This window comes from Pseudonocardia sp. ICBG1293 (assembly GCF_020131355.1).
In the GTDB taxonomy this organism is placed as follows: Bacteria; Actinomycetota; Actinomycetes; order Mycobacteriales; family Pseudonocardiaceae; genus Pseudonocardia.
Genome location: NZ_JAHLEL010000006.1, coordinates 224545 through 242324, shown reverse-complemented (window position 1 = coordinate 242324; position 17780 = coordinate 224545). Strand labels below are relative to the sequence as shown.

Annotated in this window: 19 protein-coding genes and 1 pseudogene; 9 read left to right on the top strand and 11 right to left on the bottom strand. The window is 74.0% G+C overall.

Annotated features, from left to right (window positions below):
• Nucleotides 1–86: 86 nt before the first annotated feature.
• A complete protein-coding gene (locus KPF47_RS01770; protein ID WP_224386434.1) occupies nucleotides 87–323 on the bottom strand; it encodes a hypothetical protein in 237 nt (78 codons plus the stop codon).
• A 132-nt stretch (nucleotides 324–455) separates the two neighbouring features.
• Between KPF47_RS01770 and KPF47_RS01765 the strand changes: the two genes are divergently transcribed.
• A complete protein-coding gene (locus tag KPF47_RS01765) occupies nucleotides 456–1520 on the top strand; it encodes an IS630 family transposase (RefSeq protein ID WP_255658826.1) in 1065 nt (354 codons plus the stop codon).
• A gap of 76 nt (nucleotides 1521–1596) precedes the next feature.
• Here the strand turns inward: KPF47_RS01765 and KPF47_RS01760 are convergent, their stop codons facing one another.
• From KPF47_RS01760 to KPF47_RS01750, 3 genes are all read right to left on the bottom strand, one after another.
• Nucleotides 1597–2202: a DedA family protein gene (locus KPF47_RS01760; RefSeq protein ID WP_224386433.1), complete on the bottom strand. Its 606-nt coding sequence runs from the start codon at nucleotides 2200–2202 to the stop codon at nucleotides 1597–1599.
• A gap of 78 nt (nucleotides 2203–2280) precedes the next feature.
• Nucleotides 2281–3519 (bottom strand): LCP family protein, encoded by a 1239-nt coding sequence (locus tag KPF47_RS01755; protein ID WP_224386432.1) that lies wholly within the window; start codon nucleotides 3517–3519, stop codon nucleotides 2281–2283.
• A gap of 371 nt (nucleotides 3520–3890) precedes the next feature.
• Complete coding sequence (locus KPF47_RS01750) at nucleotides 3891–4241, bottom strand: helix-turn-helix transcriptional regulator (protein WP_224386431.1); 351 nt, start codon at nucleotides 4239–4241, stop codon at nucleotides 3891–3893.
• A gap of 85 nt (nucleotides 4242–4326) precedes the next feature.
• Here KPF47_RS01750 and KPF47_RS01745 point away from each other — a divergent pair.
• From KPF47_RS01745 to tatA, 3 genes and pseudogenes are all read left to right on the top strand, one after another.
• Nucleotides 4327–5715 (top strand): annotated as a pseudogene (locus KPF47_RS01745) (cation-transporting P-type ATPase); the annotation flags it as partial.
• 100 nt (nucleotides 5716–5815) lie between these two features.
• Complete coding sequence (locus tag KPF47_RS01740) at nucleotides 5816–7054, top strand: cation-translocating P-type ATPase (RefSeq protein ID WP_224386430.1); 1239 nt, start codon at nucleotides 5816–5818, stop codon at nucleotides 7052–7054.
• Nucleotides 7051–7311, top strand: a complete 261-nt coding sequence (gene tatA / locus KPF47_RS39655; RefSeq protein WP_305080397.1) for a twin-arginine translocase TatA/TatE family subunit — start codon at nucleotides 7051–7053, stop codon at nucleotides 7309–7311. Before KPF47_RS01740 ends, tatA begins: the two co-directional genes overlap by 4 nt.
• Nucleotides 7312–7367: 56 nt before the next feature.
• Here tatA and KPF47_RS01730 read toward each other — a convergent pair whose 3' ends face one another.
• From KPF47_RS01730 to KPF47_RS39825, 3 genes are all read right to left on the bottom strand, one after another.
• Complete coding sequence (locus tag KPF47_RS01730) at nucleotides 7368–8009, bottom strand: vitamin K epoxide reductase family protein (RefSeq protein ID WP_374108786.1); 642 nt, start codon at nucleotides 8007–8009, stop codon at nucleotides 7368–7370.
• A gap of 2 nt (nucleotides 8010–8011) precedes the next feature.
• Nucleotides 8012–8662 carry a thioredoxin domain-containing protein gene (locus tag KPF47_RS01725; protein WP_224386429.1) on the bottom strand — a complete coding sequence of 217 codons (651 nt, stop codon included), beginning with the start codon at nucleotides 8660–8662 and terminating at the stop codon, nucleotides 8012–8014.
• 82 nt (nucleotides 8663–8744) lie between these two features.
• Nucleotides 8745–9080 carry a hypothetical protein gene (locus KPF47_RS39825; RefSeq protein WP_224386428.1) on the bottom strand — a complete coding sequence of 112 codons (336 nt, stop codon included), beginning with the start codon at nucleotides 9078–9080 and terminating at the stop codon, nucleotides 8745–8747.
• Nucleotides 9081–9246: 166 nt separating this feature from the next.
• Between KPF47_RS39825 and KPF47_RS39820 the strand changes: the two genes are divergently transcribed.
• Nucleotides 9247–9747 carry a cupin domain-containing protein gene (locus KPF47_RS39820; RefSeq protein ID WP_224386427.1) on the top strand — a complete coding sequence of 167 codons (501 nt, stop codon included), beginning with the start codon at nucleotides 9247–9249 and terminating at the stop codon, nucleotides 9745–9747.
• Here KPF47_RS39820 and KPF47_RS01710 read toward each other — a convergent pair.
• Genes KPF47_RS01710 through KPF47_RS01700 form a run of 3 tightly spaced genes read right to left on the bottom strand, consistent with a single transcriptional unit; the run spans nucleotide 9740 to nucleotide 13133 of the window.
• Entirely contained in the window at nucleotides 9740–10417 is a 678-nt protein-coding gene (locus tag KPF47_RS01710) for a response regulator transcription factor (protein ID WP_224386426.1), read from the bottom strand. The two genes, KPF47_RS39820 and KPF47_RS01710, sit on opposite strands and share 8 nt — an antisense overlap.
• The gene (locus KPF47_RS01705; RefSeq protein WP_224386425.1) at nucleotides 10414–11724 is read right to left on the bottom strand and encodes a sensor histidine kinase; all 1311 of its coding nucleotides are present in this window, start codon (nucleotides 11722–11724) and stop codon (nucleotides 10414–10416) included. Before KPF47_RS01705 ends, KPF47_RS01710 begins: the two co-directional genes overlap by 4 nt.
• Entirely contained in the window at nucleotides 11721–13133 is a 1413-nt protein-coding gene (locus tag KPF47_RS01700) for a heparan-alpha-glucosaminide N-acetyltransferase domain-containing protein (RefSeq protein ID WP_224386424.1), read from the bottom strand. The genes KPF47_RS01705 and KPF47_RS01700 overlap by 4 nt, the downstream gene beginning before the upstream one ends.
• Before the next feature lie 215 nt (nucleotides 13134–13348).
• Here KPF47_RS01700 and KPF47_RS01695 point away from each other — a divergent pair, with 215 nt between their 5' ends.
• Nucleotides 13349–14191: an IS5 family transposase gene (locus tag KPF47_RS01695; RefSeq protein WP_224386276.1), complete on the top strand. Its 843-nt coding sequence runs from the start codon at nucleotides 13349–13351 to the stop codon at nucleotides 14189–14191.
• Between the two features lie 91 nt (nucleotides 14192–14282).
• The gene (locus KPF47_RS01690; RefSeq protein WP_224386178.1) at nucleotides 14283–14876 is read left to right on the top strand and encodes a plasmid pRiA4b ORF-3 family protein; all 594 of its coding nucleotides are present in this window, start codon (nucleotides 14283–14285) and stop codon (nucleotides 14874–14876) included.
• A gap of 31 nt (nucleotides 14877–14907) precedes the next feature.
• On the opposite strand, the gene KPF47_RS01685 is transcribed toward KPF47_RS01690, so the two are convergent.
• Nucleotides 14908–15753 carry an IS5 family transposase gene (locus KPF47_RS01685; protein WP_224386382.1) on the bottom strand — a complete coding sequence of 282 codons (846 nt, stop codon included), beginning with the start codon at nucleotides 15751–15753 and terminating at the stop codon, nucleotides 14908–14910.
• 273 nt (nucleotides 15754–16026) lie between these two features.
• Here KPF47_RS01685 and KPF47_RS01680 point away from each other — a divergent pair, with 273 nt between their 5' ends.
• Together KPF47_RS01680 and KPF47_RS01675 are read left to right on the top strand one after the other, a co-directional pair.
• Entirely contained in the window at nucleotides 16027–17274 is a 1248-nt protein-coding gene (locus KPF47_RS01680) for an IS110 family transposase (protein ID WP_224386790.1), read from the top strand.
• A gap of 51 nt (nucleotides 17275–17325) precedes the next feature.
• Complete coding sequence (locus tag KPF47_RS01675) at nucleotides 17326–17763, top strand: DinB family protein (protein WP_224386423.1); 438 nt, start codon at nucleotides 17326–17328, stop codon at nucleotides 17761–17763.
• Nucleotides 17764–17780: the final 17 nt, after the last annotated feature.

Genomic DNA, 17780 nt, shown 5'->3' with positions numbered 1-17780 from the left:
GCGATGTCGATCGTTGCGCGCAGCACACGGATCCGCCGTGCCGGGCGGGACACGCCGTGTCCGATGCGCGCCCGCCCGGGCCTCTATCAGTAGAGGTACAGGGTCCACTGCGTCGAGTCGGTGTTCGGGTTGCCGTTGCCGATGCACTCGTAGCTCGAGTAGCCGCCCGATGCGACGTTGACGTAGTCGATGCCGGCCTGGATGCACTCGTTCTTGGAGTTGTACGGACCGAGCCCGGCGGCGAGCGCCGGGGCGGCGAGCGCCACCGACGCACCGACTGCGAGCACGGTCCCGGCGAGAACGCTACGAAGCGTGTGGGGCATGACTTCTCCTCCTGGTCATCGATCCGGCAGTCGTCCGCCGGCTCGGTGGTCGTGTGGGCAGGGAGAAGCTAGTGTTGCGGTAACTAGGTTACTTTACTCACGGGCTGGTTTACGGGATCATGAGCTGTGCCGTTGACCGTGACCGTGGACGTTCCGGCCGCCGACCGCGAGGTGCTGGAGTCCTGGCTGCGTTCCTCGTCGGTTTCGGCGGGACTGGCCCGACGGGGCAGGATCGTGTTGCTGGCCGCGGACGGGGTGGCGGTCAAGGACATCGTCACACTGGTCGGGGCGTCGAAGGCGACGGTGATCGGGTGGAAGAAGCGTTACGCCGCTGAGGGGATCGCCGGGCTGGCCGACCGGCCCAAGGCGGGCCGGCCGCCGGTGATCGACGAGGTCGCGGTCGTGCTCGCCACGCTGGAACCGCCGCCTGAGCGGCTCGGAGTCACGCACTGGTCGTCACGGCTGCTCGGTGCCGAGCTCGGGATCTCCCACGTGTGGATCGGCAAGATTTGGCGGCGGTGGGGGCTGCAGCCGTGGAAGTCCGAGACGTTCAAGTTCTCCACCGATCCCGAGCTCGAAGCCAAGGTCCGCGACATCGTCGGGTTGTATCTGAACCCGCCGGACAAGGCCGTCGTGCTCTGCGTCGACGAGAAATCCCAGGTCCAGGCCCTGGACCGGACAGCGCCGATCCTGCCGATCATGCCCGGTATCCCGGAGAAACGGACGCATGACTACGTCCGTCACGGCACCACCACGCTGTTCGCGGCGTTAGAGGTCGCGACCGGGCGGGTCGAGCAGGCGTGCCTGCCGCGGCATCGCCATCAGGAGTTCCTGCGGTTCCTCAAGCAGGTCGCGAAGGCCTACCCGCGGCGCAAGCTGCACCTGGTGGTGGACAACTACGCGACCCACAAGCACCCCGCAGTGAAGGCCTGGCTGGCCCGCAACCCGCGGATCACCCTGCACTTCACCCCGACCTCGGGATCGTGGCTGAACATGGTCGAGGTCTTTTTCGGGGTCATCACCCGCCAGGCCATTCGCCGTGGCAGCTTCGGCAGCGTCAGAGAACTGATCGGCGCGATCGGCCGGTTCATCGACGGCTGGAACGAACGCTGCCACCCGTTCATCTGGACCAAACCCGCAGACCACCTACTCAACCACTGCCGACCCGGTCAAAGAACATCGTTTACGCGACACTAGGTCGACGTTGCGGGGACCCCTCCCGAGCCGGGGCATGCATCGGTGGCCGGCGGACGGGTGGGGTCGGGGGCCGCGGTCAGGCGGCGTCGCGGCCGGCTCCGGCCTCGGCCCCGGCCCCGCGCCGGGCCTGGGCACGTCGCCGGCGCACCCGCCAGCCGACCGCCCCGGCGACGACCACGACCCCCAGCACCGCCCAGCCGGCGATCCCGAAGGCCTTCTCGAACTGCTCGGCGGCCTCGCGCAGCAGGAACCCCGCGGTCACGTGCACCGCCGACCAGACCGTCGCCCCGACGGCGACGGCGGGCAGGAAGCGCCGCAGCGGCAGTCCGGACGCGCCGGCCGCGGCCGGGGTCATCGTGCGCACCACCGGCAGGAACCGGGCGCCGAGCACCGCCCACGGGCCCCAGCGGCGCAGCGTGCGGGCGGCGTCGTCCCAGGCGTCGCGGCCCATCCGGCCGATGATCCGCGACTCGCGCAGCCGCGGGCCGAAGCGGCGGCCGATCGCGTAGCCGATCGAGTCGCCGCAGGCGGCGGCGACCGCCACCACCCCGGTGACCAGCACCGCGGCCGGGACGTCGGGGACGGCCATCGCGGCGGCGATGAGCACGGTCTCCCCGGGCAGGACGAGACCCACGCCGATCGTGGTCTCGCCGAGGGTGACCAGCCCCGCGACGAGCACCACCACCCACAGCGGGACGGAGGTCAGGAAGTCGATGATCTCGGTGATGGGAGGCTCCTCGGCCGGGGTGACGGGGCCGCGTCAGTCGACGCAGGGCACCCCGTCGGCGGTCAGCGCGGGCTGGGTGTCGGCGGCCGGGGTCGGGTCACCCCGCGGCGCCGCGGCCCGTCCGGTCCCGCTGCTCGGGGTGGCCGGGGCCGGTGCCGTCGGGGCGGGCGGGGCCGCCTCCTGCGCGTCGTCGGCTCCGGGTGGCGGCCCGGGCGCGGCCAGACCGGCGAAGAACGCGGTCACCTCCGCCGGGTCGACCTGCACCGCGACGCCCTCGCTGCCCGTCCGGTAGTCCGCCCGGCCGGTCGGGACGGTGCGGAAGGTGACCCGGTCGCCCCGCAGCTGGGCGGCGTGGGCGAGCATCGAGGTCAGGTCCCAGCTCTGGTCGAGCACGACGGCACCGTTGACCGCCTGCATCAGGTCCGCGACGGCGGTGGGGTCGGCCAGGGTCCCCGCCGAGAGCAGCCGGTGGGTCAGCCCGGCGAGGAACGCCTGCTGTCGCCGGACGCGGTCGAGGTCGCCCTCGGGCAGCCCGTGCCGCTGACGGACGAACTGCAGGGCCTGCGCGCCCTGGACGGTCTGCGGGCCCGCGGCGAAGTCGGCGACGGAGTAGCGGTCGCGCACCGGGGCGCGCAGGCAGACGGGGACCCCGCCGAGTGCCCGGGTGATGTCGGCGAACCCGGCCAGGTTGACCTGCGCGTAGTGGTCGATCGAGACACCGGTGAGCCCCTCGACGGTGCGCACGAGCAGCCGGCTGCCCGCGGCGTTGGCCTCCCGCTCCAGGTCCGCGCCGGCCAGGCCCTGCCGGACCAGGTCCGGCCAGGCGATCGCCGCACCACGGGCCAGCGCCGAGTTGATCTTGCGCTTGCCGAGCCCGGGGACCTCGACCCACGAGTCGCGCGGGATCGACACCGCGGACGCGCCGAGATCGGGGTCGTCCGGGATGCGGACGAGCATCAGGGTGTCGGTGTTCTCCTGGCCCTCGGCGTCACCGGCGTCCAGGGCGTCCAGCACCTCGCGCGGCAGCGGGTTGCCGCGGGCGTCGACCCGGGAGTCGCTGCCGACCAGCAGGATGTCGGTCGCGCCGTCGGCGACGTGCGGGCCGGTGACGTCGGCGGTGGTCAGACCACCGGAGCCGCCGACCAGGGCCCAGCCGGCACCGGTGGCGAGGAAGACCGCGACCGAGAGCGCCGCGACGAGACCGCGGACGCGGCGCCGGGCGGGGGCAGGGGCCTGCCGCTCGGCGCGCGGCCAGGGGGCGACCGGGCGCATCGGGGAGGTGACGCGGGCGCCGGGACCGGCGGGCCGCGACCGCGTCCGGAGGGCTCCCCCCGTTCCCCGGCCGCCGGGGCCAGCTGGGCGGTCACCCGCGGGTCGTCCGGCTCCACCCGACGGGCTACCGGGGCCCGGCCGGGGCGGCCGGGACACGGCCGGGGCGCCGGGCCGGGCGGTCGCCGGCCCACCGGACCGCGGCCACCCCGCAGCCGGGGCGGACCACCGCACCGGCGCACCGGCGGAGCCCGCGGCCGGCGGGCCGGCAGGGGTGTTCGGGCCGGCAGGGCTGCGCGGGGAGGCAGGGGCGCCCGGGGCGCCGGCGCCGGCGGGGCGCGGACGGTCCGGCGGCACCGGGCCCGACGGCGGCCTCACGCGGTCCCCCGCTCGCGCACCGGGTGCGGCTCCCGCCTGCGTTCCTGGGCGGCGACGACGGTGCGGACCACCTCGACCATCCCGGCGTCGGCGATGACGTAGATCTGGTGACGGCCCTCGCGCCGGGCCCGGACCAGCCCAGCGAGCTTGAGCTTGGCCAGGTGCTGGCTCACCGCGGCGACCGGCTGGCCGAGGACGGTGGCCAGGGAACCGACGTCGCGCGGGCCGTCGGCGAGCAGCCAGACGATCTGCAGCCGCGAGGTCGCGGCGAGCATCCCGAACGCCGCGGCCGCGTCGGCCAGCAGCTCGGGGTCGAGGGGCTGCGGGCCCTCGGGGGCGGTCTCCACCGGGCCTCCAGACAGTTGCGTCACTTACGCAACTGTTACCGTACCGGGCGGTGCCGGCCGCGGTGCCGGGGACCGGAGGGCACCGTTGGACCGGACGATCGGGCGCGACGGTGCCGCGGCGCGACCGCCGCCCCCGCCGGCGGGCCCGCCCGCCACTCCCGGCGAGGTCGCGCTGCGACGCTGGGCAGACGCCGACGCGTTCGCGCTGCTCCGGGGCCTGGAGACGTCGCGGCGCGGGCTCTGCGAGCACACCGCAGCGCTGCGGCTGCACACCCACGGCGAGAACTCCACCGAGGCCGTACGACGCCCGGGCGCGGCCGTGCGGGCCCGTCGTGCGCTCGCCGGGCCGTTCTCCGGCCTGATGACGGTCCTCGGCGTGCTGCTCGCCGTCGCGGGCAGCCCCGGCAGCGCGACGCTGGTGCTCGTCGTCGCGGCACTGGGGGTCGGGCTGCGGCTGTGGCACGCCGTCCGCGGCGACCGGCTCTCGCGCGAGCTGCGGGCGCACGCCGCGACCACCGTCACCGTCCGTCGTCGCCCGGCGCCCGGGACGGCCCCGCGGGACAGCGAGGTGCCGCCGGAGGACCTGGTGCCCGGCGACGTCGTGCTGCTCGCCGCGGGCGACCCCGTCCCGGCCGACGCGCGGCTGTTGCACGCCCGGGACCTGCTGGTCGACCAGTCGTCGCTGTCCGGCGAGCTGCTGCCGGTGGCCAAGGCACCGCCGTCGGCGCGGGAGCCGCGTCCGGCGCCGCGACGACGCCCGTCACGGGCCGCCGGCGACGACGGGCCGCTCACCACCGCCGGGACCCTGCTGTTCGCGGGCAGCACGGTGGTGCGGGGCACCGCGACGGCGGTGGTGCTGGCCACCGGCCCGCACACGCACACCGAGGAGCTGGCCGGCCGCGGCCGCAGGCCCCGGCCGGAGTCCGAGGTGGACCGCGGCCTGCGGTCGGTGCGCCGGGCACTGGTGCGCTGCATGCTTCTCGCGGCGCCGCTGGTGCTGCTGGTGAACGTCGAGGTGTCCGGCGACGTGCGGCAGGCGCTGCTGTTCGCCGTCGTCGTGACCGTGGGGCTCGCCCCGGAGCTGCTGCCGCTGGTCGTCGGCACGACGCTGCTGCGCGGCACCGCCCGGCTGCGCGAGGCGGGGGTGCTGGTGACCCGCCCGGAGGCCATCCACGACCTCGGGTCGATCGACGTCGCCTGCCTGGACAAGACCGGCACCCTCACCGAGGACCGGGTGGTGTTCACCCACTCCGTCGACGTCGACGGACGACCCGACCCCGCCCCGGCCGACGCGGCGGCGGTCGCGGTGCGGTTCCAGACCACCCCGCGCGACGGCCTCGACGACGCGATGGCCGCCGCCGACCGGGACGGCTCGGCGCTACTCGCCCACGGCCTGCTCACCCGGGTCGAGGAACTGCCCTTCGACCACGCGCGGCGACGCTCGGCGGTGGTGCTGCGCGACGCGCACGATCCCGGCGAGCTGGTGGTCGTGCGCGGCGACCCGGACACCGTGCTCCCCCGCTGCACCCGGGTGGTCCGCGACGGCTCCGCCGTCGAGCTGACCGCCTCGCTGCGTGCCGCGGCCGCCGACGCCGCGGCACCGCGCGACCGGGCTGCGGGTCGTCGCCGTCGCCACCCGCCGGACCCCCCTGCTGCGCCCGCTCGGCGCCGGTGCCGACGACCCCGAGCGCGACCTGCTGCTGCTGGGCTTCGTCGGGATGGTCGACCCGGTACGGGAGTCCGCGGCCCGTGCGGTGGAGCGGTTCGCCGAGCAGGGCGTCGCGGTGAAGGTCCTGACCGGCGACGACACCGCCGTCGCCGAGCAGGTGTGCGCGCGGGCCGGGATCGCCGTGACCGGGGTCCTCGACGGCACCGCGCTCGATGCGCTGGGCGACGTCGCACTGGCCCGCGCGGTGCAGCGCACCACCCTGTTCACCAGGCTCGGACCGCTGCAGAAGGAGCGGGTCGTGGCCGCGCTGCAGCAGCGCGGCCACACCGTGGGGTTCCTCGGCGACGGCCTCAACGACGTCGGCGCGCTGCGGATCGCCGACGTCGGGATCGGCGTCGACGGGGCGGTGCCCGCCGCCCGGGCGGCCGCCGACATCGTGCTGGCCGACCGCAGCCCCGACGTCGTCGTCTCGGCGGTCGAGGAGGGCAGACGCACCCTGAGGCGCGCCACCCGCTACCTGACCGTGACGGCCGCGCTGAACGTCGGCAACGCGCTGTCGGTCCTGGTCGCCTCGGCGGTGCTGCCGTTCCTGCCGCTGCTGCCCGCGCAGCTGCTGCTCCAGGGCGTGCTGTTCGGGGTGGCCGCGCTCTCGCTGTCGTTCGACCGGGTCGAGCCGGGCTGGACGGCGCGGCCCCGGCGCTGGGACACCCGCGGGATGCTCTGGTCCATGGCGGTCCTCGGACCACTGGCCTCGGCGTTCGACCTGGTCACGTTCTGGGCGGTGTGGCGCTTCCTGGGCCTGGACACCCCGCAGGAGCAGGCGGTGTTCCAGGCCGTCTGGTTCTCCGAGGGCGTGCTGTCCCAGGTCCTGGTGCTGCTCCTGCTGCGGACCCGGGCCGGGCGGGCGTCGCGGCCGGTGGTGGCGACGGTGTCCGCCGTCGTGCTCGCCGGGCTCGCGGTGCCCTACACCCCGCTCGCCCCCCTGTTCGGGATGGCGGCACCGCCGCCCGCGGTGTGGCCGCTGCTGGCGGCCGTCGTGCTGCCGTTCCTGTTGTGTGTGGCCGCGACGCGGCCGCTGTACCTGCGTCACGTGCTGGGGATCCGCGCCGCGGATTCCCGGCCGGAGGAGGAGAGGATCCGATGACCCCACCCGGACCGACCCAGCTGCTCGTCGTCCTGCTGGTCGTCGTGCTGCTGTTCGGCGCGAAGAAGCTGCCCGACCTGGCCCGCTCGGTGGGCCGGTCCACCCGCATCCTGAAGTCCGAGCTGGGCGGGACCCGCGCCGAGGGGGACCGGTCCGAGGACCGGGCCGCCGGGGAGCGGGCCCTCGAGGAGCGGGCCACCGGGGAACCGGTGGCCGGGGAGCGGGTCCCCGGCGACCGGGCCACCGGCGAACGCTGACCGTCGCGGGGCCGGGGACGCCCGTCCCCGGCCCCGCGCGCCGGTGCCGAGCCGGTTCAGAGCAGCGAGGACCAGTAGGTCCAGAAGCGCTGCAGGATCAGCCCGACGACCACCAGGAACCACAGCACCACCGGCACCGCGTGGTAGCCGGCGACGCGGGCGTACAGCCCCCGTGCGGCTCCGCCGAGCGTGTCCAGGGTCGCGAGCAGCGTGTACCAGAGGATCGGGATCGTCACGGCCCACACGACCATGCAGTACGGGCAGAGCGCCCCGATCCGGTACAGGCTCTGGACGATCAGGTAGTGTACGAAGACGACACCGAGCGCCGAGCCCGCCGTCAGCCCCACCCACCACCAGCGTGGGAAGCGGGCCCCGGCCAGCAGGGCCGCACCCGTCGTCACCACGACCGCGAACGCCCCGATCCCGAGCAGCGGGTTGGGGAACCCGAAGAACGCCGCCTGCGGGGTCGTCATGACCGACCCGCAGGACAGCACCGGGTTGATGCTGCACGACGGCGTGTACCCCGGGTCCATCAGCAGCTCGATGCGCTCGACGGTGAGGGTGAACGCCGAGACCAGCCCCAGCGCTCCGCCGACGACGAGCAGCCACGGCAGGAACCGCGGCACCGGGCCCGGTACGGCCGGGGCGTCGGTGCGCGCGACGGCGGGGATCTCCCCGGTCCGCTCCGTGGAGGGGATGCTCACCGGTTCACCGCGGCGTCGAGGGCGTCGGTGATGTCCTGCACCGAGCGCAGCTGCACCTTCTCCCCGTTGACGAAGATCGTCGGGGTGCCCTCCACACCGGCCGCGGTCCCGGCGTCCTTGTCGGCCTGGATCTTCGCGGCGGTCGCCGGGTCGGCGACGGCGGCGTCGTAGGCGGCCAGGTCGAGGCCGAGGTCCTGGGCGTAGCCGCGGAACACCGTCGCCGCGTCCGGGGACTCGGACCAGTCGCGCTGGGTCTGGAACAGGCGCTCGTACATCGGGTGGAACGCGCCCTGGGCACGGGCGGCCTCACCGGCGACCGCGGCGGCCTCGGCGTTCTGGTGCATCGGCAGCGGGAAGTTGCGGAACACGAACTGCACACGGTCGCCGTACTGCTGGACCAGCTGGTCCATGATCGGCTGGACCTGACCGCAGGCGGGGCACTGGAAGTCGGCGAACTCGACCAGGGTCGCCGAGGCGTTCGGGGCCTCGTTGAGCCGGGCGGAGTCGGCCGTGACGAGGGCGTCGGGCGAGCCTGCGGCCGCGGCGCCGGTGTCCGGTGTGCCGGGGCGGGTCGCGAACAGCAGCGCGGCCACGATCAGCGCGAACGCGCCGACGACGGCCAGGGAGATCTTGACGTTGCGGGTCATCGGGAGTCTTCCTCCACGGGGCCCGGCGCGACGGCCGGGTCGGAACGGATGCGGGGACGCGGTGGCGGATCGACCGCACGCCTCAGTTGCGGTCCACGCAGAGGTGTTCCACCGGCGACGGCGCGCACAGCGTGCGTTCCGGTGCGGCGGGCGGCGGGGTGTCGGGGTGCCCGGACGCCAGGACGGCGACCACGGCGACCGGCAGCAGCGACGGGGCGGGCAGGTCGTCGTCGCGGCGGGGGGCCTGCTCGCAGTCGCCCGCGTGCCCGAGCGTGAGCGGGTGCTGCGAGCAGTCCGATCCGGCGACGACCGCCGTCGTGCCGTGGCCGCCCGGGGCGGTGACGGCGGCGGGTCCCGCACACAGCACCAGCGCCAGGACCAGCAGCACCAACGGGGCGAGGACACGCACGTGCCTCACCTCGCCTCTCCGCTCCGACCGCGGCCGGACGCCCGCGGCAGCGTCGTCGACGATACCGAGGGGCGCCGGCCGCCCCGGTGCTCCCCCACGCCCCGGACCGGCGGCGACCGGCTGCCGCGCCGGGACGCCCGGTCACCGGAGGGCCCCGGAGGGCTACGGTCGGTGGGTGAGCTTCCCCGAGCCCGGCGCGGTGTGGCGTCCCGCCGCGGCCACCGAGCGCGCCGTGACCTCCCCGACCGGGTCCTGGACCCGGTTCGCCGCCCCCGGCGCGGAGGTCGGCGGCGGGTTCGGGCTGTTCGAGTCGTGGATCCCGGCGGACGCGCCCGGCGCGCTGCCGCACTTCCACACCGGGTTCACCGAGAGCTTCTACGTCCTCGACGGGGCGCTGCGGGTCATGACCGGGGACAGCTGGACCGAGGCCGGGCCGGGTGACCTCGTGCACGTCCCGGCACACGGGGTGCACGCGTTCCGCACCGGCCCGGGCTCCGACGCGCGGTTCCTGATCCTGTTCGTGCCCGATGCCCCGCGGGAGCGCTACTTCCGGGGCCTGGCGGAGTTCGCCGCGCGGACGACACCACCGTCGGAGCAGGAGGTCGACGCGTTCGCGCGGACCTGCGACCAGGTCAACCTCCGCGACCACCCCGGCTTCTCCACGCCGCTCAGCTGACCAGCCCCGCCCGGAACGCCAGGGCGACGAGCTGCACGCGGTCGCGGGACTGCGTCTTGGCGAGCAGGTGCCCGATGTGGGTCTTCACCGTCGCCTCGGACACGACCAGCTCGGTGCGGATCTCGGCGTTGGAGCGGCCGTTGCCGACCAGCTCCAGCACCTCCCGCTCCCGCGGGGTCAGCTCCTCGAGCGCGGCGACGGCGTCCACCGACGGCTCCGCGGCGGTCGGCTCGGGCGCGGTGAGCAGCGGCCGGGTGGCGCGCAGCAGCCGGCGGGTGGAGACGGGGTCGACGACCGAGTCCCCGCGGTGCACGGTCCGGACGGCCTCGATGAGGTCCTGCGGGGACACGTCCTTGAGCAGGAACCCGCTGGACCCGGCGGCGATGGCCTCGGTGACCGACTCGTCGAGGTCGAAGGTGGTCAGGACCAGGACCCGCACCCCCGGGTGCTCGGCGACGACCCGCCGGGTCGCGGCGATGCCGTCCAGGCGCGGCATCCGCACGTCCATCAGGACGACGTCGACCCCGGTGCGGTCCAGCTCGGCCAGCGCGGCCTCGCCGTCACCGGCCTGGGCGACGACGCTGAGGTCGTCGCAGGAGTCCAGGACCATCGCGAAGCCGGTGCGGACCAGCTCCTGGTCGTCGACGAGCAGCAGACGTACGGGGTTCACCGTTCTCCTCGGGCCGGGGGTGTGAGGGGCAGGCGCAGCCGGACCGTCCAGCCACCGCCGGAGGCCGGACCGGCCTCGACCGAGCCGCCGTGCAGGGCCGCGCGCTCGCGCATCCCGGTCAGCCCGTGCCCGCCCCGGGGCGGGGTGGGTACGGGGCCGCGGGCGCCGTCGTCGTGCACGCGCACGGTCAGCTCGTCGGCGGTCCAGTGCAGGCCGACGTGGGTGGGGACGCCGTGCCCGGCGTGCTTGATGACGTTGGTCAGCGACTCCTGCACGATCCGGTAGACCGTGAGCCCCGGACCGGTCGGCAGCTCGCGCGGGGTGCCGGTGGTGGTGAGCTCGACCGGCAGCCCGCCGCTGCGGACCTGTTCCACCAGCGCGGGCACGTCCCCGGCGCCGGGCTGCGGGCGGGCGGCGTCGTCCGGGTCGCCGTCGGGGTCGGGGCCGGTGTCGCGCAGCATGACCAGCAGGCCGCGCACGTCGGACAGGGCGGAGCGGCCGGTCGTCGCGATGCCGGACAGGACCTCCACCGCCTTCGCCGGGTCGCGCTGGGCGGCGAACTGGCCGCCGTCGGCCTGGGCGATGATCCCGGACAGCGAGTGCGCGACGACGTCGTGCACCTCCCGCGAGATCCGCGACCGCTCGGCCAGCAGCTCGAGGCGGACCTCCTGACGCCGGGCCTCCTGCAGCAGCCGGTTGCGTTCGCGCAGGTCCAGGGTGCGGCGGTGCGCGGCGCGGCGCAGCGACCCGAGCAGCCACACCAGCAGCGGGACCGTCGCCATCGCGCCGAACAGGGCCAGTACCACCAGCGGGGTCATGTCCGGGGAGGCGAACAGCGCCGCGGGTCCGCGCGCCACGAACGGTCCGAACACCCCCACCGCGAGCACGACCAGGGCCAGCCAGCCCGCCCAGCGGGGCCCGTAGGCCACGGCCGAGTACCCCATGACCAGCGACGGCAGCAGGAACGCGGCCATCGTGCCGGGCAGCGCGAAGGAGCAGACCAGCGCGACGACCGCGGTCGCGATCGCGGCGGGCATCGGGTACACCCGGCGCAGCGGCACCGGCAGCGCCGCCAGCACCGAGACGACCAGCGCCTCGATCCGCATGTCGGAGCGGACGCCCTTGCCCTCCAGGGTCCAGCTGACCGCGACCCAGATGAGCAGCGCGGCCAGGACGGCGTCGACGACGACGGGGTTGCGCCGCCCGAGGGCCACCGCCCGCTCGACCAGCGTGGGTGCCTCGGCGGGGGTCGACCGCAGCGTGGGCAGGCGACGCAGGGAGTCCCGCACACGGGTCGCGATGCTCATCGTGCCTCCTCCCGCGCCGGGTCCGATGATCCCCGGTACCCGATCGTGTCGGGCGCGCGGCCCGTCGTGCCGTTCTGCATGTCCCCAGCCTGGCCCGCGGCGGGCCCGCCGGGCATCGGAGCGGGGGCCGATCCCGCGGCTCCGACCGTGGTCGGAGCTCCGGCCGCGCGGACCGAGACCACGTGCACGAACGCCTCCAGCGGGCCGCGCCCGACCAGTCCGCGCCACACCGGGGCGACGGCGACGGCGAGACCCGCGACCAGCGCGGTGGCCGCCCACGGGGACTCCTGCGGCCATTCCCCGAGCGCGGCGAGCAGCGCGATGTGCCCGGCGTACAGGGTCAGGGCGAGCGAGCCGGTCGCGGTGAGCGGGGCGAGCAGCGGCCCGGCACGACGCGCGGCGAGCAGGCACAGGCCGAGCACGGCGACCGCGCCCCCCGCCGCGCCGACGACGTCGAACGGGCTGCCGCTGTGCGGCGTCGCCGCGAGCAGCCAGGCGGGTGTGGTGGTGGCGACCGTGCCCAGCGCGCTGCCGCCGAGCAGCTGCAGCGCGAGCTCGGCCGGGACGCCGAGCCGGTCGGCGACGGGCGCCACGGAGGCGAGCAGCGCGTCCCGCCCGCCGAGGACGTCGAGGGCCAGCCAGGACCCGCCGTAGCCGGCCAGCGCGCCGAGGGCGCCGCCGGTGAGCAACCGCACCCCGGCGGACCGCAGGTCGAGCCGTCCCAGCGCCATCCCCAGGAGCAGGAACGGCATCCAGGTCAGCACCGGGTAGGCGCCGCTGAGCAGGACGGTGTCCAGGGCGTGCAACAGCCCGGCGGGCGAGGTCAGGTCGGCCGGGTGCACGGTCGCGCCGAGCACCGTCCGCCCGGCGGCGTCGGTGGTGGAGCCGAACCGGGCGCGCAGCACCCAGGACAGCAGCGGCCCGGCGACCGCCCAGACCGCGGCGGCGACCGCGAGCGCCCGGGCCGGGGCGAACAGCACCGGCAGGAGCAGCCAGAACAGCACCCCGTAGACGACGAGGATGACCATCGGCCCGGTGCTGATCACGGCCAGGAGCAGCCCGAGGACCACGAGCAGCACGGCCCGGACGGCGATCCGACGGCGCAGCCGCGCCCGGTTCCGTGCGGTGGGCGCGGCGAGGACGGGGGCGGTCATCAGGGCCAGCGACACCCCGCCGAGCACCGCGAACAGCACCGCGGCACGCCCGTTCACCGCCTGGACCGCCCAGGACGGGTCCGCCGCGACGGCGACGTGCGCGACGATCATGCCGAGGACGGCGAGGCCGCGGGCGGCGTCGACGCCGACGACCCTGGTGCGTCCGGGCCGGTGCCTGCCGCGCGGCCACGGGCCCCTGCGCGGTCCGGCGGGTGCTGCCGACGGTGGGCCGGAGGCCCGGTCTGTGGTGCTCATGCCGCAACGGTGCGGGCCGGGGTCCCCCGGGCGCGTCGGAGCCGGGAACGATCTCCGCCGTCCGACCACGGTCGTAGGGTCACCGCCATGAGCCGCCCCTAAGAGGTCGCGCGGATTGGTCACAGCTTGGCCGCGGTCGAGTGTCTGGGGGCGAGGGCGGGTACGGGCCTGCCGATCATGAAGTTATCTACGCTTCGTGATCGTCTGGAGGCCGCGTGCCCACCCTGCCATCATGGCTGACCGAGCCGTTGTGGGACCAGTTCACCGCGCTGCTGCCTCATCGAGACGAGTTCGATCCCACCCATCCGCTGGGCTGCCATCGCCGCCGGATCGCGGATCGGATCGTGTTCGACAAGCTCCTGCAGGTACTGCGGTTCGGCTGCTCGTATGAGGGCATCGCTGACAGCACCTGCTCGGCGACCACCATCCGCGATCGTCGTGACGAGTGGATCAGGCTCGGGGTCTTCGCCCAGCTGCGTCGGATCGTCCTGGACGCCTACGACCGCATCGTCGGTCTGCTGCTGCACGACATCGCCGTCGATGGCGCCATCACCAAGGCCCCCGGCGGCGGCGAGGTCGCCGGTCCGTCGCCGGTGGACCGGCGCAAACAGGGTATGAAACGTTCGGTGCTCGTCGAGGGATACGGCATCCCGCTGGGCCGAGTCCTGGCCGGAGCCAACCGGCACGACTCCCCGCTACTGGGCCCCACCCTCGACCGCCTCGATGCTCTCGGCCCGCTGCCCGACGACATCACCGTGCACCTCGACGCCGGCTATGACTCCGGCAAGACCCGCGACACGCTGGCCGAACGAGGCCTGCACGGCGAGATCGCGCACAAGGGTGAGAAAGCGCCGATCCAGGCCACCCGCCGCTGGCACGTCGAGCGGACCAACGCTTGGCACAACAGCTTCAACCGGCTGCAGCGCTGCTACGAACGACGAGAAATCGTCGTCGACGCGTTCTTCGACCTCGCCGACACGATCGTCACACTCCGTAGCTTGATTCGGCAGGCCTGGACCACACACCGCTGGAACGCCCGACCTGCACGACGTCCATGATCACCAACCAATCCGCGCGACCTCTAAGACGTCGTTTCAGAAGTGGTGGGCCCGGTTCTGCCGGTGACGGCGGGGCTGGCAGCATCGGCTGATGGTCGCGCCTCGTGTGTCTGAGAAGACGAAGATTTTCGAGTTGGAGATCGTCCTGACCGAGGTGGTGCCGGCGGTCCGGCGTCGGGTGCAGGTGCCGGGCGAGGTCGACTTGGCGGTGTTACACGAGGTGGTGCAGTCAGTGATGGGCTGGACGAACTCTCATCTGCACGAGTTCGAGATCGTCGGGCGCCGCTACGGGATCCCAGACCCGGACTGGCCCGGACAGGATGTCGCCGACGAGACGAAAGAGAAGCTGTTTCGGCTGGTCAAGGCTGGTGACCGGTTCGGTTACGTCTACGACTTCGGTGACAACTGGGCCCACGAGATCACCGTCGAGGCGGTCGCGGCCGTCGAGCCGGGAGTGTGCTATCCGCGATGCGTCGCCGGGCAGGGGGCGTGCCCGCCCGAGGACGTCGGCGGGATCGGGGGGTATGAGGACTTCCAGGCCGTGCTCGCCGACCCTGACCATCCCGACCGCGCCGAGCGCCTGGAGTGGGCGGGCGGGCCGTTCGACCCGCACCGCTTCGACCCTGACGAGGCCGACCGGGCCTTGGAGTGGCTGGCCTGGCGGCCGCTGGCCCCGACCTCGTAGGCGAGTGCCTCAGCGAGGGCTGGGTCGACCATCACTTCGGCTTCGGCTTCGGCTTGGTGAGGCGGCGGTGGCAGATCAGGGCGCAGGCCAGCGATAACAGCGCGGTGATCGTGGATTCGGCGCGGTCGTAGCGCAGCGCGAGGCGGCGGAAGTCCAGCAGCCAGGACATGGTGCGCTCGACGACCCAGCGGACCCGCCCGAGCCGGGTGGAGTCCTCGATCCCGCGCCGGGCGATCCGCACCCCGATCCCACGCCCACTCAGGTAGCGGCGGCAGCGGGGATAGTCGTAGCCCTTGTCGGCGTGCACCTTGTCCGGCCGACGTCGCGGACGCCCCGGCTGTCCCGCCCGTTCGCGGACGCCGGGGTTGGTGTCCAGCAGCGGGGCGAGCATCCGACTGTCGTGGGCGTTCGCCCCGGTGACCAGCGCATGCAGCGGGAGCCCGCCTCGGTCGCAGAGCACGTGGTACTTGCTGCCCGCCTTCCCGCGATCGGTCGGCGAGGGCCCGGTGGCCTCGCCGCGGCGCTTGGCCCGCACGCTCACGCTGTCCACCGCCGCCCGCGACCAGTCCAGCAGGCCCTGCTGGGCGAGGCGGTCGAGCATCACCCGGTGCAGCTGGGCCCAGACCCCGGCCTGCTGCCACTGCCGTAGCCGCCGCCAGCAGGTCACTCCGGACCCACAGCCGAGCTCGGCGGGCAGCGCGTTCCAGCTGATCCCGGTCTTGAGCACGAACACGATCCCGGCCAGAGCGGCCCGATCCGGCACCCGCGGACGGCCTGTCCGTCCCCGCTTGTGCTTGCGCGGCTTGGGCAGCAGCGGCTCCACCAGCGCCCACAGCTCGTCGCTCACCAATCGCTCGACACAAGATCGCCGCGCCACGACCGGACATGATCAGCTACCAGCGCCGATCCACACAGGACCGACACGCCGACTTCTGAAACGACCTCTAAGTTCGGGGTTGATGCCCCGGATGCCCGGGACGACGGGGTGTGGCTGATGAGCTGTTGCCGCTTCGGTGGCTCGGAAGGAATGGCCGCCCCGTCGTTCTGGACAGGCCTGGCCACTGATTCGGATCTGATGCGAACCGTCGCTGATTAGGGACCTGATGGCGGGTTGTCCACGGGCGTGAACTGCAACAACAGGAGTTTGTTCGTGGCGCGACGAGCAGTGGTCTGGATCGGGATCGACGTCGGGAAAAGGACCCACCACGCCTGCGCTGTCGATGCCGAGGGCAAGGTTGTGTTCTCCCGCAAGGTCGGCAACGACCAGGCCGCGATCGAAGCTCTGCTCGATCGGGCGTCCGCCGCGGCCGAGGACGTGCGGTGGGCGATCGATCTGACCAACAGCTATGCCGCGCTGTTGCAGGTCGTCCTCACCGCAGCCGACCAGCGGGTGGTCTACGTTCCCGGGCGGGTCGTCAACCGGATGAGCGGCGTGTTCCGTGGGGAGGCCAAGACCGACGCCCGCGACGCAAAGGTCATCGCCGACACCGCCCGCATGTCCGGCGCCGACCTCACCGTGGTTACCGCCACTGACGAGACCACTGCTGAGCTGCGTCGGCTCGTGGCCCACCGCGAGGACCTGATGGCTGACTGGGTACGCGGGGTCAACCGGCTGCGTGACCTGCTCGGGTCGATCTTTCCCGGTCTCGAGGCGGCCTTCGACTACTCCACCCGCAGCGCTCTGGTGCTGGTCACCGGGTTCCAGACACCGCAGGCGCTCCGAGACGCGGACACAGCCGGAGTGATCGAGTATCTGCACGCCCACCGGGCATGGGCACCAGGCATCCCCACGATGGCGGCCACCGCGGTCGCCGCAGCCCACGCCCAGACCGTGACCCTGCCCAGCGAGACGCGGACCGCGGTCCTTGTCGCCGGCCTGGCCCGGCGGCTGTTGGAGCTCGACCGGGAGATCAAAGACACCGACAAGCTGATCACCACCGTGTTCCGCACCCACCCGGACGCGGCGATCATCGAGTCGCTGCCCGGACTCGGCCCCATTCTGGGCGCGGAATTCCTCACCGCCACCAACGGCGGTGTCAGCAGCAGTATCGGCGCTGATGTCGGCTCCGAGCTGGGTGGCTTCGCCAGCTCGGGACGGCTGGCCTCCTACGCCGGCCTCGTCCCAGTGCCCCAGGACTCCGGCCGGATCAGCGGGAACCTGCGCCGCCCACGACGCTACAACCGCCGCCTGCGGCGAGTGTTCTACATGGCCGCGCTGTCCAGCCTCAAGGTCAACGGCCCGTCCCGGGCCTTTTACCAGCGCAAACGCAGCGAAAGAATGCTGCACACCCAAGCTCTGCTCGCCCTGGCCCGACGCCTGGTCGACGTCCTGTGGGCCCTGCTGCGTGACCGGAGAATGTTCACCATCACCGCACCACAACCCGCTACCGCGGCTTGACACCATCATTCGGATTCCTTCTCCGTGCAGGTCGGCGACGAGTCCACCCAGGTGAGCGCGTTCGTCGAGGAGTACCGGACGCTGATCGCCGGTCTTCTCGACGGTCTGACCGAGGAGCAGGCGCGCCGCAGGCTGGTCCCGTCGGCGACCACGCTGCTCGGCCTGGTCCGGCACGCCGCGTTCGTCGAGTCCGTGTGGTTCGGGATGGCGGTGTCGGGTGCGTCGCGGGCGGAGCTGGGGCTCCCCGACACGGTCGAGGAGTCGTTCCTGGCCGCCGACGACGAGACCGTCGACTCGGTCCGTCGCCACTACCAGCAGGTGTGCGCCCGGTCCCGGGCCGCCGTCGCCGGGGTGGGTCCGGACGACACCGTGACCGGACGCGGCTACCCGATCACGGTGCGCTGGGTGCACCTGCAGGTGCTGCGGGAGCTGGCGCACCACTGCGGGCACGCCGACATCCTGCGCGAGCAGATCCTGGCGGTGGGCTGAGGCGCCACCGCCGCACG